Consider the following 20,680-nt stretch of genomic DNA (forward strand, 5'->3'; position numbering starts at 1 on the left):
GGAAAAGCGGTGGATTGTCGGGGGATATCCCGGTGGATAGGCGGTGAATAGCAGGTGGACAGCCTGTGTACAACTGGGCCTCGCCACGAAAAAAGGCGCGGGCTGTTAAGAGCCCGCGCCTTTTAAAATCAAAGACTTGCGTGGATCAGGACTTCGGCAGAAACGCCTGAACCAGTTTTACCCAATACGTTGCACCCACCGGCAGCAGGGCGTCGTTGAAGTCGTAATTCGGGTTGTGCAACTGGCACGGCCCCATGCCGTGATAGGTCTCCATGCGGTGGTCGCCATCGCCGTTGCCCAGGAACAGGTAGGTCCCGGGCACCGCCTCCAGGAAGAAGGAAAAGTCCTCCGCCCCCATGAAGGGCGGCATCTCGCGCTGCACGTTTTCGGCGCCGAACGCGTCTTCGGCGACCTGGGCGGCAAAGGCGGTTTCGTTTTCCCAGTTCACCAGAGGGGGATACGCGCGCACGAAATCCAGTTCACCCGTACCGCCGTAGACCTGCGGCAAGGTCGTCGCGATGCGGCGCATGTCGGCCTCGATCTTGTCCAGGGTCTCCACCGAATACGTGCGCACGGTGCCGCGCAACACGGCTTCACCCGGGATCACGTTGTAGGCGTCGCCCGCATGGATCTGCGTGATCGACAGCACAGCCTGTTCCAGCGGGTTCTTGCTGCGCGAGATCACCGTCTGCAGGGCATGCACCATGTCGGCCGCGACTATGATGGGGTCCACCGATGCGTGCGGCTGCGCCGCGTGGCCGCCCACGCCCTTGATGACGATATCCCAGCGGTTGCTGGATGCCATGGTCGGCCCCGCCCGGAAACCGAACTGGTTGACGGGCATGCCAGGCATGTTGTGGATGCCGAACGCCGCGTCGCAAGGGAATTTATCGAACAGGCCGTCCTGCATCATGGCGCGCGCGCCAGCGTTGCCGCCTTCCTCGGCCGGTTGGAAGATGAACACCACCGTGCCATCGAAATCGCGATGTGTGGACAAGTATTGCGCCGCCCCCAGCAGCATCGTGGTGTGTCCGTCGTGGCCACAGCCATGCATGCGTCCGCTGATGGTGGACTTGTGCGCAAAGCGATTGTGCTCGGGCATGGGCAGCGCATCCATGTCGGCGCGCAGGCCGATGGTCTTCTTGCCGCTGCCGCCGCGCAAAACACCCACCACGCCGGTTTTCCCCAGCCCGGTGTGGACTTCCAGGCCCCAGCCGCGCAGACGCTCCGCGACCAGCGCGGACGTGCGCGTTTCCTGGAAGGCGAGCTCAGGATGGGCGTGGATATCCCGTCGCAATGCGGTAAGGTCGCCGTGGGCGCGTTCGATTTCGTCTATGGTTTTCATGGCTGTGGATAAGGCGTAAGGGTTGAATTCACATATCGTTCAGATGACAGGCGCTGAACTGGCCCGGGGCAATTTCGCGCAGCAGCGGCCGCTCGGCCTTGCAGCGCGGCATCGCATGCGGGCAACGCGGGTGGAAGGCGCAGCCCGTCGGCGGGTCCAGCGGCGACGGCAGTTCGCCCTTGATGGGCTGGTACGTGCGTCGCCCCGGCTGCAGCGTCGGCAGTTCCTTCAGCAAGGCCTGCGTGTACGGATGGTTGGCGCGCTGGAAGACCGTGTCGGTAGGCGCCAGCTCCACCACACGGCCCAGGTACATGATGGCCACGCGGTCCGAGATGTGACTGACCACGCTGAGATTGTGGCTGATGAAAAGATAGGTCAGGTCCAGGTCCGCGCGCAACCGTTCGAACAGATTAAGCACCTGCGCCTGGATCGAAACGTCCAGCGCGGCGACCGCCTCGTCGCAGACGATGACCGAGGGTTTAAGCGCGAGCGCCCGCGCAATGCCTACGCGCTGCCTCTGGCCGCCGGAGAATTGATGGGGATAACGCTGTGCAAAAGCCGGATCCAGCCCCACCTGGCGCATCAGCCCGGCCACGTACTCGGCCTTGTCGCGCGCGCGAACCAGGCCGTGTGCCACGGGCGCCTCGCCGATGATCTCGCGTACGCGCATGCGCGGGTTCAGCGAGGCATACGGGTCCTGGAAGATCATCTGCACGCCCAGCTCATAGGCGCGCCGCTCCGGACCCGCCATGGCCTTCACGGCGCGGCCCTTGTAGCTGACTTCGCCCGCGGTCGGCGGCAGAATGCCGGACACGATGCGGCCCAGCGTGGATTTTCCACAGCCGGATTCGCCCACGATACCTATCACTTCGCCCGGCCGCACATCCAGGTCCACGCCCGCCACTGCATGCACGACCTGCGTCTTCAAGCCCGCGCCCAGCAGGTTGGCGATACGGCCGGCCAGGTCCACGGGCTGCACGAAGCGCAACTCGACCTCGCGCAACGACAGGATAGGGACGGCGGGATCTCGTTCTGCGGCATTCATTTGGTATCTGGTCCTCCGGCATGCCAGCAACGCACCCATTGCGCCGGGCGCACCTCCACGGGTTGCGGTTCGACCAGACAGGCGTCGGTGGCGCGCGGGCAGCGCCCGCGAAACGCACAGCCTTGCGGCAGGTTGAGCAGCGACGGCGTCATGCCGGGAATCGGGACCAGCGGCTTGCCGCGGGATTCGGGCGTGGGAATGGAAGCGATCAGGCCATGCGTGTAGGGATGCATGGGATGGCTGATGACGGCCTGCGTGGTACCGGTTTCCACCACTCGTCCCGCATACATGACCGAAACGCGGTCCGCCAGCCCCGCCACCACCGCCAGGTCGTGCGTGATCCAGATCAGGGCGGTGCCGGTCTCGCGGCACAGCTTCTGCACTTCGAACAGGATCTGGCCTTGTATGGTCACATCCAGCGCCGTGGTGGGCTCGTCGGCGATGATCAGGCGCGGCGAATTCAAAAGCGCAATCGCGATCGCCACGCGCTGCCGCATGCCGCCTGACAATTGATGCGGATAGGTGCGCAGGCGCTCCTCGGGCGAGGGAATACCCACCATGGCGAGCGTCTGCAGCGCGCGCTGGCGGGCCTGCTCGCGCGATACCTTGCTGTGCGCCTGCACCGCCTCGATCATCTGCGTATCGACACGCAGCACCGGGTTCAGGGTCATCATCGGATCCTGGAAGATCATCGCGATCTCCTGGCCCCTGAGCTCGCGCCAGCGCGCAGGCGTCGCGCCGCGCAGGTCCTCGCCGTTGAGCCGCAAGGTGCCGTCGACGATGCGGCCCGGCTCGTCCAGCAAACCCATCAGCGAAAAGCCGGTGATGCTCTTGCCCGATCCCGATTCGCCCACCAGCCCCAGGATCTCGCCTTCGGCGAGCATCAGGTCCACGCCATCCACCGCCTTCACCACGCCATTACGCGTGTAGAAGTGCGTCTTCAGGCCATGCACCTCGAGTATGGGCGTCGCCAGGGACTTTTCCACAGGTGTCTGCATTGCGCCCGCCCTCAATTCGCGTGGCGCGGGTTGAGCACATCGCGCAGATGGTCACCCACCAGATTGATGGCGATGATGGCCAGCGCCAACGCGATGCCGGGAAAGAAGGAGATCCAATACTGACCGGACAGCAGGTACTCGAAACCGTTATAGATCAGCATGCCCAGCGACGGCTCCGTCACCGGCACGCCCACGCCCAGGAACGACAGCGTGGCCTCCAGCGCAATCGCATGCGCCAGGTCGATGGTGGCGATCACGATCAAGGGCGGCATGCAGTTGGGCAACACGTGGCGAAACAGCACGCGCCCCCAGGACAGCGACATGCAGCGCGCCGCTTCGACGTATTCCTTGCCGCGCTCGACCAGCGCGGCACCGCGAGCGGCGCGCGCGAAATACGCCCACTGCACCACGATCAGCGCGATGATCACCTTATCCACACCCTTGCCCAGAATCGCCAGCAACATCAGCGCAACCAGGATGGCGGGGAACGACAACTGGATATCCACAACCCGCATCAGCAAAGCATCGATGCGGCCGCCGAAATAGGCCGCGATCAGGCCCACCGTAGCGCCGATGCCGAAGGCAGCGAGCACCGACACGCTGGCCACCAGCAGGCTGGTGCGCATGCCATATAGAATGGCCGAGAACAGGTCGCGCGCCAGGCCATCGGTACCCAGCCAATAGCGCATGCTGCCGTCGCCGCTTTCGCTGCCTGGCTTGAGCTTGGAATCCATGATGTCCAACGTCGCCAGGTCGTAGGGATTCTGCGGCGCGATCCATGGCGCAAGCAGCGCGGCGCCCACGATCAGGACCAGCATGATCAAGCCCAGCGTGGCCAGCTTGCTGGCGAAGAAGTCCGACAGGAAGCGGCGCCACGGTGTTTGCTCCTTGGCCTGAACCGGGGGCGCGGCGGCGGTGGCGGGTGTGTTCATCGGCGGCTATCCAAACGTACGCGGGGGTCCAGCACCGTGTAGATGATGTCCACCACCAGATTCAACATGACCAGGAAGAACACGATCAAGAGCAGATACGCCACCACCACCGGACGGTCCAGATTGATGATGGAATCGATCAGCAGCTTGCCCATGCCCGGCCACGAAAACACGGTTTCCGTGACGACCGCGAAGGCCATCACCTGGCCGAATTCCAGGCCTGCCACCGTCACCACGGGAATCAGGATGTTCTTGAGCAGATGCACGCCCAGCACGCGCTTTTCGGACAGGCCCTTGGCGCGCGCGAACTTGATGTAGTCCATGGGCAGGGCTTCACGCGTGGCGGCGCGCGTCACGCGGATGATCATCGCGCACTTGGCGAAGGCAATCGTGGCCGCGGGCAGCGCCAAACTCAGCCAGCCGTCCAAGGTCAGCACGCTCAACTGCAGCGAGCCAATACTGACGGTCTGGCCGCGTCCGCCCGCCGGCACCCAGCCCAGCATCACCGCGAACACCATGATCAGCATCAGGCCGACCCAGAAGTTGGGCAGCGAGAAACCCAGCACCGAGCCCGTCATGATGGCGCGCGAACCCACGGCCTTGGGCTTGAGCCCCGCCAAGATGCCCAGCGGCACGCCGATCAGCACCGACAGCAGCATGGCCACGCAGGCCAGTTCCACCGTGGCCGGCATGCGCTCGAGGATCAGCCTCATGGCCGGTTCGCCCGTCAGGAAGCTGTTGCCGAAATCGCCGCGCACCGCCTGGCCCATGAAGATCAGGTACTGCCGCCACAGCGGCAGATCCAGGCCCAGCGATGCGCGCACCGCGGCGCGCTGCGCTTCGGTCGCTTCCGGGCTGGCCAGCATCGACACCGGGTCGCCCACCATGTAGATGCCGGCAAAGACCAGCGCCGACATGACCAGCATGACGACGATGGTCTGCAGCAGCCTTCTTACGATCGTTGCAAGCACTAGCGCCTTACTTCTTCAGCGTTGCAAACTGTGCGAGCGTGACTTGGTCTGGGCGGCCTTGATAGCGGATGTCGCTCTTCATTGCCCATACCGACAACTCGAAATGCACAGGGAGCATGGCGTAGTCATCCATGGCGATGTTGCTGGCCTTGGACAAGAGGTCCGCACGCTTGGCATCGTCCATGGTCGACGACGCTTCCTTCACCAGCGCGTCCATCTTGGGATTGGAGTAACGGCTGCGGTTGGTGGTGCCCAGGCCCGCTTCGGGATTGCGCGTCACCAGCAGCGAGGTCAGCGCGTTGGACATTTCGCCACTGGTCACGGACCAGCCCGCCAGATAGGCAGAGAACGCATAGCTGTCGCGGTTCTTGAAGAACACCGGGGGCGCCATCGCATCCACGCTGGTCTTCACGCCGATGCGGGTCCACATCGACGCGATCGCTTGCGCCACCTTCGAATCATTGACGTAGCGGCCCGACGGCGAACCCAGCGTGATGGAGAACCCGTTGGGATAGCCGGCTTCCTTCAGCAAGGCCTTGGCCTTTTCCACGTCGGCCTTGGGAGCCTTGGAATGCTCCTTGCTGGAACCGAACATGGGGTAGGGCAACAGATTGCCCGCGGGCAACGCCACCCCGCCCATCACGCGCTCGACCAGCGCATCGCGGTTGATGGCGAGCGACAACGCTTCGCGCACGCGCTTGTCCTTCATGGGGTTCTTTTCGGTGCCTTGCACGCCTGGCGAGGGCTCGGCGAACTGGTCCAGCGCCACGTAGACGACACGCACCGACGGCGTTTCCTCTACATAGAGTTTCTTGTCGCCCTTGAGCTTGGGCAGGTCGTCGGTCGGGGGATCCTCGATCATGTCGACGTCGCCGGCAAGCAGCGCCGCCACGCGTGCGGCCGCGTTGCTGATGGGACGGTAGACCACGCGGTCCCATTCTGGCTTCTTGCCCCAATAGTTGTCGTTGCGCGCCAGCACGAATTCGGCGCCGCGCTTCCAGGACACGAACTTGTAGGGACCGGTGCCGATCAGGCCGTCGCCGCTATTGAGTTCCGTCGTCGTCTTGCCTTCTGCCGCAGGACCGGACGCCGCCTTCTTTGACATGATGGGCAACTGCGCCAGGTTGACCAGCAGGTTCGGCGCCACGTCCTTGGTGGTGATGCGCACGGTGCTGGCATCGACCGCTTCGGTCTTCTCGACCGAACCCAGATACAGCGTGAACGGGGAAGGGCTGTTGGGCACCTTGGGTACCCGCGCATACGTAAAGACCACATCTTCCGCGGTGAACGGCGTGCCGTCGGAGAACTTCACATTGGGGCGCAGCTTGAAGGTCCACACCTTGCCGTCCACGGTCCAGGACTCGGCCAGCGCGGGCTGCGGCTTGAGCTGCGCGTCGGTGGCAACCAAGGTATCGAATATGGTCTGGGAGATCTGCGTATTGGGCGTGAGCGCGTGATACTGCGGATCCATCGAGGAAGGTTCGGTCTTCAAGGCGATCACCAGATCGCGGGCCATAGCCGAACTGAAGGTGCCGAAGGCCAACATCACCGCGGCTGAGCCGCAGGCCAAGACACGCGAAAACCGAGATGCCATTGTGATCTCCCTGGATTGTTTCGGGTTTTGAACCTCCGGGCCACATTAACCAGCAAACAAGGGACGGCGCAACAGTTATATTCCCTTATTGTTCTCGCCTTGCCTTGCCCGAAATATGTCCGCCTACGCCCCCATCGCCGCCATCGCAACCGCCCCCGGAAGAGGCGGTATCGGCGTCGTCCGCATCTCCGGCACGGACCTGTCCGAACTCGTGCGCCGCCTGTTCCAGCGCGAACTCACACCGCGCCATGCGCACTACCTGCCGTTCAAATCCGGTACGGGCGAATTGCTGGACGAAGGCATCGCCATCTATTTCCGCGCGCCGCATTCCTATACCGGCGAAGACGTGCTGGAACTGCAAGGGCACGGTGGCCCCGCCGTGCTGCGCCGCGTGCTGGAAAGCTGTCTGGCCGCCGGCCGCGACCTCGGCATCCGGCTGGCCGAGCCGGGCGAGTTCACGCGCCGCGCCTTCCTCAACGACCGCATGGACCTGGCTCAGGCCGAAGCCGTAGCCGATTTGATCGAGGCCTCGTCGGTGGCCGCCGCGCGCGGCGCCATGGCGTCGCTGTCGGGCGACTTTTCCGCGCGCGTGAACGACCTGTCGGACCGCATCATCCATTTGCGCATGCTGGTCGAAGCGACGCTGGATTTCCCCGAAGAGGAAATCGACTTCCTCGAAAAGTATCAAGCCCGCCCGACCCTGGAGGCGCTGACCGCGGACCTCGCCAAGCTGATTGCGCAGGCGCGCCAGGGCGTGATTCTGCGCGAAGGCCTGCACGTGGTGCTGGCCGGCCAGCCCAACGTCGGCAAGTCCAGCCTGCTCAATGCGCTGGCCGGCGACGACATCGCCATCGTCACCCCGATCGCAGGCACCACCCGCGACAAGGTGGTGCAGGAAATCCACATCGACGGCGTGCCGCTGCACATCGTCGATACCGCCGGGCTCAGGGAAACCGAGGACACGGTGGAAAGCATAGGCATTGCGCGCACCTGGCAGGAAATCGAGCGTGCCGACGTCATCCTGCATCTGCAGGATGCCACCCAGCCTGGCGACGAGCTGGACGCCCAGATCACGGCGCGCCTGCCGCCGCGCACGCCTGTGCTGAAGGTCTTCAACAAGGTGGATCTGCTAGCCACGCCCTTCGCCGCCGCTCCTCAGGAACTTGGCATCTCGGCCAAGCGCGGCGCGGGCCTCGACGAATTGCGCGCCGAATTGCTGCGCATCGCGGGCTGGAATCCCGGGGGAGAATCTCCGTGGCTCGCGCGCGAACGGCACCTGCACGCCTTGCAAGACGCGGCGGAACACCTGGAGCTTGCCGCTGCGCATGCGGAACAGGACGACCGGGTGCTGGACCTGTTTGCGGAAGAACTGCGGCTGGCGCATGACAGCCTGTCCAGCATCACGGGCAAGTTCACCAGCGACGATCTGCTGGGCGAGATCTTTTCGAGCTTCTGTATCGGAAAATAAGCCTGAGCGGCGGCGTTTTGCAGCGCTGCAGCTCAGGGCTTGCGCGCCGCTTCCACCAGGCATTCCGACAAGCGGTCGAAATGCGACAACGCCGCCTGGCTGAGTTCGACCTGCTTGCGGCGCGCGTCCTCGGTATCGACGAGCAGTACCCAGCCTTTCTCGCGCATCGATTTCAAGCGTGCGTGCAAGGTCGCGGGCGACCCTATGCTGTCCACCGCCATCACATCGCGCACAGACAAGCGGCGTTGTTCCTGCGACGCGCGCGCGATCAGTGTGAGTATGCGTTCTTCCAGGGGATCGAGCGATGGCAGCGCGGGCAGGCCGCGCAGCGCATCGGTCAGGCGCAGAAAGCGCATGTAGATGTCGGCGGGTCTCTTTTTTTCTTTCATGGATAATGGACGCAGCGACTGACAAGCGGCGGAATTCCAAATATGGAGAACATTCTAGATCAGGGTAAGTGGGCTCTGGTGACGATGGCGCTGTTCCTGGGCAGTCTGGTAGTCAATGAATGGGTGTTCACCAACCTTGAGTTTGTGCGGGGCATCAATTGGATCTATCTGCCGGCGGGCGTGCGCCTGATATGCACCTTGCTGTTTGGCCTGCCCGCGGCGCTCGGACTGTTGGCTGGATCGTGGATCGCCTGCTTCTGCTACTACTTTCCGGACGACATGCTCCGCTCTGTCGCGGGGGGCATCATGGCCGCTGCCGCTCCCTACCTGGCGTACCGCTGGGCCCGTTCGGCACTGCGATTGCAGCCCGACCTGGGCAACCTTACCGCCTGGCGCCTACTGATCTGCGCAGTGGTCTATGCGGTAATGAATACGACCATTCACCATCTCTGGTTCTTTCTCCAGGGAGAGAGAGCCGTGCTCGCCGACGGCTTCATCGCGATGCTGACCGGAGACATTGCGGGATCCTTGATCGTGTTGTACACGCTCAAGGTAGTCAGTGCCTTGGGACGCTCGTTGTTGCGCCGACGCGCGGCCTGACTGCCCTAAGGGACCAGCCTCAGGTTTAGCCCGCCACCGCGGCCGGGTTGCCTTCGGATTCGCTGTTTTCCTGTACCGGCGCAGGCGGCGAGGCCGCTTCGGCATTGCCCAAGGCCCGCTGGGCGCGCTCGGCCAGCAGGCGCATTTCCCGCGCTCTTTTGCCATGCAGCACCCGGCCGAATGTGTTGAGGTTGAGCGCCATGGTTCTCAGCTCCGACAACTCACTATCCGACAAGGCGATGCCGCTATCCCTGTGTTGCTCGACCCGGTCCAGCACGCCTGAACAAGCCTCGTGGAACGTTGCATACTCGTTCCACAGATTGTCGGACGCGCTGTTCCCCGGGAAAGACGTACTAGGTGCCATTGACACTCCTTTGCGGGATCACTGAGCCAATTTCTTCAGTGATCGCACATCATCTTCGGGGTATACACGCGAACTATTAGTTATAAATTTTATAACTAATTGGAAAAACAATCTTGCGACCTTGCCGCACGTCCTATATTTCTGGAAAATCCGCCCACACCGGGCGGCGCTCTATCCGGAACTCGCATGCACCCCGACATACGCCTCGCCAGCCTTGACGACCTGCCCGACATCGAGCGGATCGTCGCGCAAGCCTACGGCCACTATGTTGCGCGCATCCGCGCAACACCTGGACCGATGCTCGACGATTACGCCATCCGCGTCGCACAAGGCGTGGTCCATGTGCTGCGGGTGCACGGTACCGTGCAAGCTGTGCTGGTCCTGATTCCGGAACCCGACTGCCTGCTGCTGGACAACATCGCGGTGGATCCGCAAGCGCAGGGAAAAGGCTATGGCCGCGACCTGATGCAATTCGCAGAAAATGCAGCGCGCCAGGCCGGGTATACCTGCATCCGGTTGTACACGCAGGAGAAGATGACCGAGAACATCGCGATCTACACGCGGTACGGATACATGGAAACCCATCGCGCGGAAGAAATCGGGCTGAAGCGCGTTTTCATGAAAAAATCCCTTATATAAGGGCTATTCTTACTTTTTTTATTAACACGAGCATTTGCTCATATTAATAAAAATCCATTCACTCATCGCGGTCCTGGGCAACGACGTGCTGCGCGCGCCGATTGCTGGCCAACGATTTCGCATATACCGAATCCGGCCGTATGCGATGCGCAATCACGTAACCCGTGATGCAGGCCAGCATGAGCGGCAGCATGACTTCATAGCTGAGCGTCATCTCGAAAATCATCAGAATGGACATCAATGGCGCATAGGTGGTGGCAGCCAGCAACGCCCCCATGCCCACCACCGCATAGCTCGATACCGCCGACAGATCCCCCGCGGGAAACAAAGCCTGCAGGCCGGTCCCATACAAGGCGCCCAGCGCCGCCCCCACGAACAACGTCGGCGTGAACACGCCGCCTACCGCGCCCGATCCCACGCTGGCCGCGGTGGCCAGCGTTTTCAAAAGCAGGATGGCGGCCACCGCCTGCCAGGCCCACTGCGTATGCAACATGCTGTTGACCACGCTGTAGCCATTGCCCCAGACCTCGGGATTCACCACCGACAAAGCGCCGACGATCAGTCCGCCCAATGCCATGCGCGCCCACAGCGGCGCGGGCACGCGGCCGAACGCGGCGCGCGCCGTGTCCAGGAAACGCAGGAATTGCGGTGCTGCGAGGCCGGCGATCACCCCCAATCCCAGATAGTTGATGACCTCCCAGCCAGACACGAAAGTGAAGGGCGGCATATGGAAAACCGCGTCGTAATGCAGGATCTGGCGCGTCACGATGTTCGCCACGACCGACGATACGACCAGCGGCACCAAGGTGGCCGAAGCGATCGCGCCGTAAACAATCTCGGATATGAACAAGGCGCCGGCGATGGGCGCGTTGTAGGCGGAAGTAATCCCCGCCGTGGCGCCGCAGGCGACCAGAAGGCGCAGATGCCTGGGCGGAAGCACCAGATAGCGGCCGGTCAGGGATGACAACATCGCCGCCAGCTGCACCATGGGACCTTCGCGGCCGATGGAGGCGCCGGAACCGATGGAAAAAATCGACGACAGGCTGCGCGCGACCGTCTGGCGAAAGCCGATGACCCCGCGGCCGATGGAAATCGCCTCCATATAGTCCGCCGCGCCGCGCCTGGGCAGCCATCTGGCCGCCATTTGCAGTATGGCGCCCGCGATGGCGCCACCTATGGCCGGCATCAGGAAGCGTTGCCAGGAACTCAGCCCGCGCGCCAGGGACACCATGCCATGAGGAGTGTCCTCCCCACCCAGCAACATTTGCGTCCAGGCCAGCATTTCCCGGAAGACCACGGTGGCCAGCGCCCCCAATAGGCCCATCAACGCCGCCGCGCAGAGCGTGGCCGGCAAGTTGTCCGCCAACAAACGGCTACGCAGCCAGATTGCCCAGCCCGCTTTCTTGATTCTGATTTCTGTCGCCATGGCGGAATTCTACGGCGGAACCTGCTCACTTTTTGTTCAGTTCCCAGTCAAGAAGAGCTGCACGTCTCCCCTCGAATGCCTCTTTCCGCGAACGCCTTGGAGAGCCTCTAAACGCCGCCAGAAGGCCGAAAAAGCTGGGTGGCAACCCGACGTTTTTCGGGGTAAAAGTGCCGTTTTTGGAACCCGTCCGGCAGAAACGCCCTGTGGATAACTCCTAAGTAGCCGCCTTGTGCACATTTTGTGGAGGCAAGTTGAACAAGCGGGGGTTTCGGACAGGGTCCAAAATCTTGTCCAACTTCAGCTTTTTTCCCACACAGAGTTCTTGCACAGCCAAAAACGGCTGCAAGCTGATGAAAAAAAAGAGGTTTTCAAGGTTAAGGTAGTTATCCACAGGCCTTATTAATCATTAGTCTTTATATAAAGAGAAATAAAGGAAAAGCCAAACATGCTCTCCCATTCCGCCCAGCCATCTCCCCCCGGACTCCGTCCATGCGCATCCTTCTGATAGAAGACGAAGCCGAACTTGCACGCTGGCTTTCAAGAAGCCTGGCCAGGCACGCTGGTTTCGTCGTTGAGTGGGCTGATGACGGGCTGGTCGCCGAAAGAAGGCTGGCGATGGAAGAATTCGACGCGGTCATCCTCGATCTGGGACTACCGGGCATGGATGGCCATGCTTTGCTCGCGAAGATTCGCGCGCGGGACGACCGTACGCCGGTCCTGGTCTTGACCGCGCGCGATTCGTTGGCCGAAAAAATCGGGACACTCCACCAGGGAGCAGACGATTTCCTGCCAAAACCGTTTGTTGTGGAAGAGTTGGAAGCGCGGTTGATCGCACTCATCCGACGCAGCCGTGGGAGAGAACACCCGCGCCTTACACTGGGAAACCTGGTTTTCGAGACTTCCGCTCAAAAATTCACGGTCAACGGACAGCCCTTGCAGTTATCCCCACGTGAACACTCGGTTCTGCGGGTACTGATCCAAAAAAGCGGCGAACCCATCAACAAGCAGCAAATCCTGGACCGCATCCTGACCGACGATGCGGACATCAACCTGGAAGCCATCGAGGTGGTGGTGCACCGTTTGCGCAAGAAATTGGCCGACACCGGCGTGCAGATCGTGACCATGCGAGGCATGGGCTACTGCCTGGAGAACCTTGTTGACAACTAGAAGTGCGCAAAAAAAAGGGTTTTTCAGTGCAAAAAAGCGCAACCGTACACTGAAGACCCAGCTCCTCTGGTGGCTGATCCCGACCCTGGTCTTCGTGATGATGGGTGCCCTGTGGCTGTCGAACCACCAGCTGCGCAACCAGGTCGACATTGCCTATGACCGTTCGCTTTCTGGCGCGCTGCGCGCGATCGACCACAACATATCCACAGCCAGCGGTGGATTAGCCATGGAGCAGCCATACCTGATGCTGGAATTTTTCGAGCTGACGGCCAATGGCAGCGTGTTCTACCGGGTCGCCACCGAGGACGGGCTGGCCGAAATCGGCAGTCCGGGACTGCCCATGCCTGCCGAACCGCTGATTTCGGGCGAACCGCGCTTTTTCTACGCCGATTACCAGGGCACGCCAGTGCGGGTTGCGGCGCTGGCACGGCCCATGGATCCACCTCTGTACGCAAATAAAGGGGGACGGGTTATCGTGCAGGTAGCCGAAGGCCTGGATACCCGCCAGGCCTTCCTGCACCAGGTGCTGGTACGCTCGGTGGAGCGGGACCTGGCCGTGATCCTGATCAGCGTTCTGGTGATCATCCTGGGGGTTTTCATGGCCCTGCGCCCCCTGGTCAGGCTGCGTCAGGAGGTAGAAGGGCGTTCCGCGGACGATTTAAGCCCCGTGAGCGCGTCGGACATGCCAGGTGAGGTCCTACCCCTAGTCGCGGCCGTAAACCTCCACATGGCCCGTTTTGCGGCCCAGGCGAGGGTCCAGAGCCAGTTCCTGGACGACGCCTCGCACCAGTTGCGCACTCCATTGTCGGTTTTGCGGACCCAGACCGCCTACGCCCTGCGCGAAACAGACCCCCAGGAGGTCCGTACAGCCCTTCTGGCGATGCAGGAGGGCCTGGACAGGGCCGTACGCACCACCAACCAAATGCTCGCCCTGGCGCGCGCTAAAGACGCCTCCCTGGCCGAAGGCGGCTTCAGCCCCGAACCGGTGGATCTGGTGGAGCTGGCTGACGGGGTCATCCGTAGCCTGCTTCCGACCGCCCGAGCCCGCCAGCTCGACATCGGCCTGGAGGCCGAGATCCGCCCGGTGGCGGTCCAGGGGGCGGACTGGCTGCTGAGGGAAGCGGTCAGCAACCTGGTGGACAACGCCATCCGTTACACCTCGCCTGCGGGGGAGGTCACGGTAAGGGTGCAGATCGACGCCGGGCAGGCCCGGCTGGTGGTCGAGGACAGCGGCCCGGGCATGTCGGCGGAGGACATCGCCCGCGCCGGCATCCGCTTTCGCCGGGGAGCTGCTGGCAAGAACAAGCCCGGAGCCGGCTTGGGGCTGGCCATCGTCGGGACGATTGCCGAGATCCTGGGGGCGCGGCTGGTCCTGGAGAACCGGGTGCCCTTGCCAGGCCTTAGGGCGGCATTGGTGTTTACCCTGGAAAAACAGGAAGATGCTGCGGCGCACCAGGAAAACGCCGGAATTTGAAAGCTTTTGGAAAGCTTCGTTTTTGTACGGTTGCGTCCACTGGGGCCGTTATCACGGAAAGAACCGTCTGAGCAGAGCTTCCAGCCATACCTAGACCTATAAATCTCGGAGACGCAAAAAATGCAGACTAGTTTGAAACTGCGCCTGGCCGCCGTCGCGGCGCTGGGCACGATTACCTTGTCCCTGGGCGCCGCCCACGCGGCCGACGAGCCGCGCCGCCCGGAATGCATCGCGCCCGCCCAGCCTGGCGGCGGTTTCGACCTGACCTGCCGCCTGGCCACCGAAGGCTTGAAGCAAAGCGGCGCGCTCAAGAGCACCATGCGCATCGTCTACATGCCTGGCGGCATCGGCGCCGTGGCCTACAACAACATCGTGGCCCAGCACCCGAACGAACCGGGCACCATCGTGGCCTTTTCCGGCGGTTCGCTCCTGAACCTGGCCCAGGGCAAGTTCGGCAAGTACAACGTCGACGACGTGCGCTGGCTGGCCGCCATCGGCACCGACTATGGCGTGGCCGTGGTCCGCAACGATTCTCCATACACCGACCTGAAGAGCCTGATGGACGCCTTCAAGCAGGATCCGACCAAGATCGTGCTGGGCGCCGGCGGCACCGTGGGCAGCCAGGACTGGATGAAGGCCGCGCTGACCGCCAAGGCGGCGGGCGTGGATTTCAAGAAGATGCGCTTCGTGGCGTTTGAAGGCGGCGGCGAAGCCGTGACGGCCTTGCGCGGCGGCCATATCCAGGCCTACATGGGCGATGCGGCGGAAGCCTTCACCATGTTGGAAGGCGGTGCTCCCATCCGCGTGCTGGCGGTGTTCAACGACCAGCGCCTGCCGGGCAAGCTGGGCACCGTGCCCACTGCCAAGGAGCAAGGCTACGACATCGTCTGGCCGATCATCCGCGGCTTCTACGTCGGCCCGAAGGTATCGGACAGCGACTACCAATTCTGGGTCAACGCCTTCAACAAGGCCACGGCCTCGCCCGAGTTCGACAAGCTGCGCCAGCAGCAGGGCCTGTTCCCCTTCAACAAGACGGGTCCCGAGCTGGACGCCTACGTGAAGAACCAGGTCAAGGTCTACGGCGAACTGGCCGACTCGTTCGGCCTGGTCAAGAAGTAAGCCGCAAGGCTCTCCTCCCTATCGCGTTGTTCTAGCTTCCCCGCCGCCGGCATAGCCGCGGCGGCAGGGGAGCGCTGCGCCGCGCGATGCGACTACAACGGAAAAGTGATCATGAACGATCGAATACTGGGTGTGGCGGCGCTGGCGCTGGCCGCCTTCATGACCGCGGCGGGTTGGGGAATCGAAGCCCCCTTCGCCTATGAACCGGTGGGCCCGCGCGCCTTTCCCTTGCTGCTGGCGCTGATCATCGGCGTGTGCGGCCTGTGGCTGGTCTACAAGGGCGGTCATCAGGTCGAGGCCAATCCGCCCGGCGCCAATGCCCGCATCGCGCTGATGATGGCATTCGCGGTGGCGTATGCCTTCCTGTTCCAGTGGCTGGGTTTCGTGATCGCGACCACTTTGATGACGATATTCGTCGGCCGCCTGTTCGGAGGCGGCTGGATCAAGTGCGCCATCGGCGGCGCCGTCATGAGCGTGCTGTTTTTCTTGCTGTTCGACAAGGTGCTGGACGTGGTCCTGCCTACCGGTTTGCTGGAGACCCTGATATGAGCGGCATTCTTGATCACTTGGCGATAGGCTTCGGCGTCGCCTTTTCGCTGACCAACGTGCTGGTGGCCATGATCGGTTCGTTCATCGGGACCATGGTGGGCGTATTGCCCGGCCTGGGACCGGTCAACGGCGTGGCGATGCTGATCCCGATCGCGTTTGCCATGAACTTGCCGCCCGAGACCGCGCTGATTCTGTTGGCTGCCGTCTATGTGGGCGCCGAGTACGGTGGCCGCATCACCGCCATCCTGTTGAACGTGCCGGGCGAGGCCAGCGCCATCATGACGACGCTGGATGGCTATCCGCTGGCGCGGCAGGGCATGGCCAGCGTTGCGCTGTCGCTCTCCGCCTGGTCCGCGTTCTTCGGCGCCATCGTGTCGGTCGTGGGCATCATCCTGCTCGCGCCGTTGCTGGCCAAGTGGGCGTTGGCCTTCGGCCCCGCCGAGTACTTCGTGTTGATGATTTTCGCGTTCTGCTGCCTGACCAGCCTGCTGGGCAAACAGCCCGTCAAGGGCGTGCTGGCGGCGATGATAGGTCTGTCGATTTCGGTGGTCGGCGTGGACGCGAACTCCGGCGTCTATCGCTACACCTTTGAATCGGTGCATCTGGCCGACGGCATCGAGTTCGTGGTGGTGGTGATTGCGCTGTTCGCGGTCAGCGAGATGCTGGAAATGCTGGAAAAGGTCATGTCCGGCCATAGCGTCGAGGTCAAGCCCAGCGGCCGCAAGCTCTTCAACCTGAAGGAAATGGCGCTCACCTGGTGGAGCGTGGTGCGCAGCTCGCTGGTGGGCTTTGGCGTGGGCGTGTTGCCCGGCGCCGGCGCCAGCGTGGCCGCGGCCGTGGCGTACTCGCAGGAAAAGCGCATCATCGAAGCCAAGGATCCGGACGCAAAGTTCGGCAAGGGCGACATGCGCGGCCTGGTCGCGCCGGAAGCCGCCGCCACGGCATCGGCCATCGGCTCGTTCGTGCCGATGCTGACGCTGGGCGTGCCCGGTTCGGGTACCACTGCCGTGATGATGGGTGCGCTGACGCTCTACAACATCACCCCGGGTCCGGTGCTGTTCGACACCAAGCCCGAGCTGGTGTGGGGCTTGATCGCGTCGCTGTTCGTGGCCAACGTGCTGCTGTTCGTCATGAACGTGCCGCTGGTGCGCTTCTTCGCCAAGGTGCTGTCGGTGCCGGGATGGTTGATGGTGCCTGGCATCTTGTGCATCAGCTATATCGGCGTCTACGCCATCAACGCGGGCACCTTCGATTTGCTGCTGGTGGCGGGCATAGGCGCGCTGGGCTACTTCTTGCGCAAGTTCGGTGTGCCGATGGCCCCGCTGGTACTGGGCGTGGTGTTGGGCAACATGATGGAACAGAACCTGCGCCGCGCCCTGTCGATGACCGATGGCGATGTCGGCGTGCTGTTCGCCAGCCCGGTGTCGATTGCGATGTGGGTGGGGGCGGCCGCCGTCGTGGTCGTGCCGCAAATCATGCGCCGCATGCGCAAAGCGAAAGAGCTTGCCGCTGGTCCGGCCTGATTCCATGGCGGCGCGGCTGTTGTAAAGGGCAACAGCCGCGCTGCGGAATCTGGGTCGGGAATTGCATAGGGCGCCTTATGGGCGCCCTTTTTTTTCGTGAATCCGCTTTGAATCGGCTCTATCTTTAATGCGAGCTTTTATTCATGTTTTTCAGTCTGGAACGCTTGTATATAGAGCCAGCGAGAAAATTCAATCCACTGTGGAGTGTTGAGTAGAGGGCGTCAAACCTGCGCCAGACGCTCCAGGGCTGCATCGAGCGTCGCGTCTTTTTTTGCGAAGCAGAAACGCACGATGCGGTGGTTCGATTCGGCGGCATCGGGCTGGCGATAGAACGCCGATACCGGTATCACCGTGACGCCATGGTTTACCGTCAGATCGCGCGCGAAGTCGGCCTCGTTCTGTTTGGAAATCTGGCTGTAGTCCGCCAGCAGGAAAAATGTGCCCGGGCTGGGCAGGGGGCGGAATCGGGTCTTGGCCAGCCCTTGAGCGAGGCGGTCGCGCTTGGCCTGATAGAAGGCGGGCAGGTCGAGGTAAGGCTTGGGATCGCGCATGAACTCGGCCAGCGCGAACTGCATGGGCGAGGGTACGGTGAACACCATGAATTGATGCACCTTGCGCAATTCGGCGCTGAGCTGACGCGGCGCGCAGCAATAGCCGATCTTCCAGCCGGTGGTGTGATAGGTTTTGCCGAAGGACGAGATCACGAAGGCATGCTCGGCCAGCAAAGGGCGGCGCGCCACGCTGGCATGCGGCTTGCCATCGAACACAATGTGCTCGTAGACCTCGTCGGACACCAGCAGCACGCCCGTGTCGCGCACGATGGCTTCCAGCGCGTCCAGGTCGCTGTCATCCAACACCGCGCCGGTCGGGTTGTGCGGAAAGTTCAGCATCAACAGGCGGGTCTTGGACGTGATGGCATCGCGCACACGCTGCCAATCGATGCGGTAGTAGGGATCAGCCTCGGTGGGCGCGCGCAGCGGCACCGGCACGGCAGTGCCGCCTGCCAGCCGGATCGCCGGCAGATAGGAATCGTAGCAAGGTTCGATGACGACGACTTCGTCGCCGCTACCTACGGCGGCCAGCACGGTTGCCATCAACGCTTCGGTCGCGCCGCTGGTGACGGTGATCTCGGTTTCCGGATCGTAGGCATGGCCATAGAGTTCGCGCGTCTTGGCAGCGATGGCTTCGCGCAAGGGCGCCACGCCTGGCATGTAGGGATACTGGTTGTGGCCGTCGGCCATGGCCTTGGACACGAGGGCGCACAAGGCGGGATCGGGGTCGAAGTCGGGAAAGCCCTGGCCCAGGTTGATGGCTTTGTGGTCGATGGCCAGGCGGCTCATCACGGTGAAGATGGTGGTGCCAACGTCGGGAAGTTTGGATCGGATCATGGTGGACGCGAGAGTGAACGTTGCTAGCAGAGAGAGTTTTCGTAAGTATCCCACTAACTCATAATTCGGTTTTCACATGAGCTTAAGGTGCGGCGGTATCGTGGGTCAGAACATATTGTGGAGGGTGTTGGGCGGTTTGGCGCTGGCATTGGCTGGCGCATTATTGGCGTTATGGGCGCACATCCCGCTGCCGTGGATGCTGGGCGCGTTGCTGGTGACCGCAGCTACGCGCATTGCGGGTTTGGGCACCGCGTGTCCGAGGCCGGCGCGCAATGCGGGCCAGTGGGTCATCGGTACTTCCTTGGGCCTTTACTTCACGCCGCAGGTGATTGGCCACATAGGCAGCAACGCCGGACCTATCATCGTCGGGATGTTGTTCGCGTTGGGCCTGGCCTTCATGGGCACGGCGATCCTGCGCCGCTACACCGATGTAGATTTCAAGACGGCCTGGTTTTCTTCCGCCATCGGCGGAGCGAGCGAAATGGCGAACCTGGCCGAGCGCCACGGAGCGCGCATAGATCGGGTGGCGACGGCGCATAGCGTGCGCGTGCTGATGGTGGTGGTCGCCGTGCCCTTCATCTTCCAGTGGTGGGGCGTGGCAGGGCTGGATCCCACGATTCCTGGACCCAAAGTGGTCCATGCTTGGGGGCTGGCGGCACTGGTTACGCTGACCTGCGTCGGCGGCGCTGCCTTCATGAAGCTGCGGCTGCCGAATCCCTGGGTGCTGGGCCCGATGTCGGTCGCAATGATCCTGACGGCTAATGGCATCGAGCTGTCGGCCTTGCCAGACTACGTGCCGAAGATTGGCCAGTTGCTGATAGGCTGGTCGTTGGGCGATCGCTATCGGCCGGATTTCTTTCGGGCCGCGCCGCGTTTCATTGGGGCTGTGGCCGGCTTTACGGTGGCTGCGCTGGCGCTTGCGTTTGGTCTGGGTGCCTTGCTGTCGCTATGGTCCGCCGCTCCCATTCCCACGTTGATTCTCGGTACTACGCCGGGTGGCATTGCCGAGATGGCGATCACGGCCAAAGTGCTGCAGCTAGGGGTTCCTGTGGTCACCGCCTTCCACGTTACGCGCATGGTTTTTGTGGTGATTGTGACTGGTCCGATCTACGCATTCATGGCGCGCCGGCAGAGTCGTAAACCCTAGCGGAACGAGACCCAGTATTAAAAATACGACATTGGGGTAAACAACTATATGAGTCTGTAATGCGTGCTGAGTATGCTGATTACGCAGTTGATTCAAGCAGCGCGCGGACTCGTTCTGCAGCTAGGCGGCAAGCGGGAACGCAGCAGCAACGCAGGTACTACTACCGGTCGTTCAGTTCTCACGGCGTCCTTGATTCATTGCATTTCGAGTTAATTACAGGACGCTAGAAAAAATGGCTCAGAAGGGCAAAGTTAAGTGGTTCAACGCTGACAAGGGTTACGGTTTCATCACGCCGGACGTTGGTGGTACCGATGTTTTCGCACACTTTTCCGCCATCCAGGGCCGCGGCTATCGCAGCCTGAACGAAGGCCAGGAAGTCGAATTCGAAGTCAAGGATGGTCCGAAAGGACCTCAAGCGGCCGAAATTCGCCCGCTCTAAATCGGGAAATCCCAATTTCCCGTCCGCCAGGCTCGGCCTGGCTACAACGCCCCAAGACCGGAAGGTCTGGGGCGTTGTTTCATTTGGGGCCTGCGCCTGCTCT

At 62.5% G+C, this 20,680-nt stretch carries 20 protein-coding genes; 10 read left to right on the top strand and 10 right to left on the bottom strand.

Annotation, left to right across the window (positions count from 1 at the left end; all coding sequences use genetic code 11):
• Positions 1-145: 145 nt before the first annotated feature.
• Genes ACZ5YA_RS22460 through ACZ5YA_RS22485 form a run of 6 tightly spaced genes read right to left on the bottom strand, consistent with a single transcriptional unit; the run spans position 146 to position 6,885 of the window.
• Positions 146-1,345, bottom strand: a complete 1,200-nt coding sequence (locus ACZ5YA_RS22460) for a M20 aminoacylase family protein (RefSeq protein WP_464091256.1) — start codon at positions 1,343-1,345, stop codon at positions 146-148.
• 28 nt (positions 1,346-1,373) lie between these two features.
• Positions 1,374-2,390 (bottom strand): ABC transporter ATP-binding protein, encoded by a 1,017-nt coding sequence (locus ACZ5YA_RS22465; protein WP_059376313.1) that lies wholly within the window; start codon positions 2,388-2,390, stop codon positions 1,374-1,376.
• Complete coding sequence (locus tag ACZ5YA_RS22470; RefSeq protein WP_059376308.1) at positions 2,387-3,388, bottom strand: ABC transporter ATP-binding protein; 1,002 nt, start codon at positions 3,386-3,388, stop codon at positions 2,387-2,389. The genes ACZ5YA_RS22465 and ACZ5YA_RS22470 overlap by 4 nt, the downstream gene beginning before the upstream one ends.
• An 11-nt stretch (positions 3,389-3,399) precedes the next feature.
• Positions 3,400-4,320: an ABC transporter permease gene (locus ACZ5YA_RS22475; RefSeq protein WP_059376306.1), complete on the bottom strand. Its 921-nt coding sequence runs from the start codon at positions 4,318-4,320 to the stop codon at positions 3,400-3,402.
• Complete coding sequence (locus tag ACZ5YA_RS22480) at positions 4,317-5,291, bottom strand: ABC transporter permease (protein WP_059376304.1); 975 nt, start codon at positions 5,289-5,291, stop codon at positions 4,317-4,319. The genes ACZ5YA_RS22475 and ACZ5YA_RS22480 overlap by 4 nt, the downstream gene beginning before the upstream one ends.
• A 7-nt stretch (positions 5,292-5,298) precedes the next feature.
• A complete protein-coding gene (locus ACZ5YA_RS22485; protein WP_059376302.1) occupies positions 5,299-6,885 on the bottom strand; it encodes an ABC transporter substrate-binding protein in 1,587 nt (528 codons plus the stop codon).
• Positions 6,886-7,000: 115 nt separating this feature from the next.
• Between ACZ5YA_RS22485 and mnmE the strand changes: the two genes are divergently transcribed.
• Positions 7,001-8,353 (top strand): tRNA uridine-5-carboxymethylaminomethyl(34) synthesis GTPase MnmE, encoded by a 1,353-nt coding sequence (mnmE, locus tag ACZ5YA_RS22490; protein WP_059376299.1) that lies wholly within the window; start codon positions 7,001-7,003, stop codon positions 8,351-8,353.
• Positions 8,354-8,385: 32 nt separating this feature from the next.
• Here mnmE and ACZ5YA_RS22495 read toward each other — a convergent pair whose 3' ends face one another.
• A complete protein-coding gene (locus ACZ5YA_RS22495; RefSeq protein WP_054455821.1) occupies positions 8,386-8,742 on the bottom strand; it encodes a transcriptional regulator in 357 nt (118 codons plus the stop codon).
• A gap of 42 nt (positions 8,743-8,784) precedes the next feature.
• Between ACZ5YA_RS22495 and ACZ5YA_RS22500 the strand changes: the two genes are divergently transcribed.
• Complete coding sequence (locus ACZ5YA_RS22500) at positions 8,785-9,342, top strand: hypothetical protein (RefSeq protein ID WP_118932730.1); 558 nt, start codon at positions 8,785-8,787, stop codon at positions 9,340-9,342.
• A gap of 25 nt (positions 9,343-9,367) precedes the next feature.
• On the opposite strand, the gene ACZ5YA_RS22505 is transcribed toward ACZ5YA_RS22500, so the two are convergent.
• Complete coding sequence (locus tag ACZ5YA_RS22505; protein WP_464091257.1) at positions 9,368-9,706, bottom strand: hypothetical protein; 339 nt, start codon at positions 9,704-9,706, stop codon at positions 9,368-9,370.
• A gap of 186 nt (positions 9,707-9,892) precedes the next feature.
• Between ACZ5YA_RS22505 and ACZ5YA_RS22510 the strand changes: the two genes are divergently transcribed.
• A complete protein-coding gene (locus ACZ5YA_RS22510; protein WP_464091258.1) occupies positions 9,893-10,345 on the top strand; it encodes a GNAT family N-acetyltransferase in 453 nt (150 codons plus the stop codon).
• 58 nt (positions 10,346-10,403) lie between these two features.
• Here the strand turns inward: ACZ5YA_RS22510 and ACZ5YA_RS22515 are convergent, their stop codons facing one another.
• On the bottom strand, positions 10,404-11,771 hold the full coding sequence (locus tag ACZ5YA_RS22515) for a ClcB-like voltage-gated chloride channel protein (RefSeq protein WP_464091259.1): 1,368 nt from the start codon (positions 11,769-11,771) through the stop codon (positions 10,404-10,406).
• Between the two features lie 489 nt (positions 11,772-12,260).
• Between ACZ5YA_RS22515 and ACZ5YA_RS22520 the strand changes: the two genes are divergently transcribed.
• The 5 genes from ACZ5YA_RS22520 to ACZ5YA_RS22540 all read left to right on the top strand — a co-directional run bounded on the left by ACZ5YA_RS22520 (position 12,261) and on the right by ACZ5YA_RS22540 (position 17,603).
• Positions 12,261-12,938, top strand: coding sequence for a response regulator (locus ACZ5YA_RS22520; protein ID WP_013397059.1), 678 nt, complete (start codon positions 12,261-12,263; stop codon positions 12,936-12,938).
• Between the two features lie 97 nt (positions 12,939-13,035).
• Positions 13,036-14,412, top strand: a complete 1,377-nt coding sequence (locus ACZ5YA_RS22525) for a sensor histidine kinase (RefSeq protein WP_419343866.1) — start codon at positions 13,036-13,038, stop codon at positions 14,410-14,412.
• Between the two features lie 120 nt (positions 14,413-14,532).
• The gene (locus ACZ5YA_RS22530) at positions 14,533-15,531 is read left to right on the top strand and encodes a Bug family tripartite tricarboxylate transporter substrate binding protein (RefSeq protein WP_059376284.1); all 999 of its coding nucleotides are present in this window, start codon (positions 14,533-14,535) and stop codon (positions 15,529-15,531) included.
• A gap of 111 nt (positions 15,532-15,642) precedes the next feature.
• The gene (locus ACZ5YA_RS22535; protein WP_059376281.1) at positions 15,643-16,080 is read left to right on the top strand and encodes a tripartite tricarboxylate transporter TctB family protein; all 438 of its coding nucleotides are present in this window, start codon (positions 15,643-15,645) and stop codon (positions 16,078-16,080) included.
• Entirely contained in the window at positions 16,077-17,603 is a 1,527-nt protein-coding gene (locus ACZ5YA_RS22540) for a tripartite tricarboxylate transporter permease (RefSeq protein WP_059376280.1), read from the top strand. The genes ACZ5YA_RS22535 and ACZ5YA_RS22540 overlap by 4 nt, the downstream gene beginning before the upstream one ends.
• A 221-nt stretch (positions 17,604-17,824) precedes the next feature.
• Here the strand turns inward: ACZ5YA_RS22540 and ACZ5YA_RS22545 are convergent, their stop codons facing one another.
• Positions 17,825-18,991: a pyridoxal phosphate-dependent aminotransferase gene (locus tag ACZ5YA_RS22545; protein WP_059376277.1), complete on the bottom strand. Its 1,167-nt coding sequence runs from the start codon at positions 18,989-18,991 to the stop codon at positions 17,825-17,827.
• 76 nt (positions 18,992-19,067) lie between these two features.
• Here ACZ5YA_RS22545 and ACZ5YA_RS22550 point away from each other — a divergent pair, with 76 nt between their 5' ends.
• Both ACZ5YA_RS22550 and ACZ5YA_RS22555 read left to right on the top strand, forming a co-directional pair.
• Entirely contained in the window at positions 19,068-20,138 is a 1,071-nt protein-coding gene (locus ACZ5YA_RS22550; protein WP_464091260.1) for an AbrB family transcriptional regulator, read from the top strand.
• Positions 20,139-20,370: 232 nt separating this feature from the next.
• A complete protein-coding gene (locus tag ACZ5YA_RS22555; protein ID WP_006216596.1) occupies positions 20,371-20,577 on the top strand; it encodes a cold-shock protein in 207 nt (68 codons plus the stop codon).
• The last annotated feature ends 103 nt before the right edge of the window (positions 20,578-20,680 follow it).

The organism is Achromobacter sp. JCM 18799 (assembly GCF_055395645.1).

Bases quoted from the DNA above. Each gene is read 5' to 3' on its own strand.
- ACZ5YA_RS22460 (WP_464091256.1), bottom strand. From the start codon at position 1,345: ATGAAAACCATAGACGAAATCGAACGCGCCCACGGCGACCTTACCGCA.
- ACZ5YA_RS22465 (WP_059376313.1), bottom strand. From the start codon at position 2,390: ATGAATGCCGCAGAACGAGATCCCGCCGTCCCTATCCTGTCGTTGCGC.
- ACZ5YA_RS22470 (WP_059376308.1), bottom strand. From the start codon at position 3,388: ATGCAGACACCTGTGGAAAAGTCCCTGGCGACGCCCATACTCGAGGTG.
- ACZ5YA_RS22475 (WP_059376306.1), bottom strand. From the start codon at position 4,320: ATGAACACACCCGCCACCGCCGCCGCGCCCCCGGTTCAGGCCAAGGAG.
- ACZ5YA_RS22485 (WP_059376302.1), bottom strand. From the start codon at position 6,885: ATGGCATCTCGGTTTTCGCGTGTCTTGGCCTGCGGCTCAGCCGCGGTG.
- mnmE (WP_059376299.1), top strand. From the start codon at position 7,001: ATGTCCGCCTACGCCCCCATCGCCGCCATCGCAACCGCCCCCGGAAGA.
- ACZ5YA_RS22495 (WP_054455821.1), bottom strand. From the start codon at position 8,742: ATGAAAGAAAAAAAGAGACCCGCCGACATCTACATGCGCTTTCTGCGC.
- ACZ5YA_RS22500 (WP_118932730.1), top strand. From the start codon at position 8,785: ATGGAGAACATTCTAGATCAGGGTAAGTGGGCTCTGGTGACGATGGCG.
- ACZ5YA_RS22505 (WP_464091257.1), bottom strand. From the start codon at position 9,706: ATGGCACCTAGTACGTCTTTCCCGGGGAACAGCGCGTCCGACAATCTG.
- ACZ5YA_RS22510 (WP_464091258.1), top strand. From the start codon at position 9,893: ATGCACCCCGACATACGCCTCGCCAGCCTTGACGACCTGCCCGACATC.
- ACZ5YA_RS22515 (WP_464091259.1), bottom strand. From the start codon at position 11,771: ATGGCGACAGAAATCAGAATCAAGAAAGCGGGCTGGGCAATCTGGCTG.
- ACZ5YA_RS22520 (WP_013397059.1), top strand. From the start codon at position 12,261: ATGCGCATCCTTCTGATAGAAGACGAAGCCGAACTTGCACGCTGGCTT.
- ACZ5YA_RS22525 (WP_419343866.1), top strand. From the start codon at position 13,036: ATGATGGGTGCCCTGTGGCTGTCGAACCACCAGCTGCGCAACCAGGTC.
- ACZ5YA_RS22530 (WP_059376284.1), top strand. From the start codon at position 14,533: ATGCAGACTAGTTTGAAACTGCGCCTGGCCGCCGTCGCGGCGCTGGGC.
- ACZ5YA_RS22535 (WP_059376281.1), top strand. From the start codon at position 15,643: ATGAACGATCGAATACTGGGTGTGGCGGCGCTGGCGCTGGCCGCCTTC.
- ACZ5YA_RS22540 (WP_059376280.1), top strand. From the start codon at position 16,077: ATGAGCGGCATTCTTGATCACTTGGCGATAGGCTTCGGCGTCGCCTTT.
- ACZ5YA_RS22545 (WP_059376277.1), bottom strand. From the start codon at position 18,991: ATGATCCGATCCAAACTTCCCGACGTTGGCACCACCATCTTCACCGTG.
- ACZ5YA_RS22550 (WP_464091260.1), top strand. From the start codon at position 19,068: ATGAGCTTAAGGTGCGGCGGTATCGTGGGTCAGAACATATTGTGGAGG.
- ACZ5YA_RS22555 (WP_006216596.1), top strand. From the start codon at position 20,371: ATGGCTCAGAAGGGCAAAGTTAAGTGGTTCAACGCTGACAAGGGTTAC.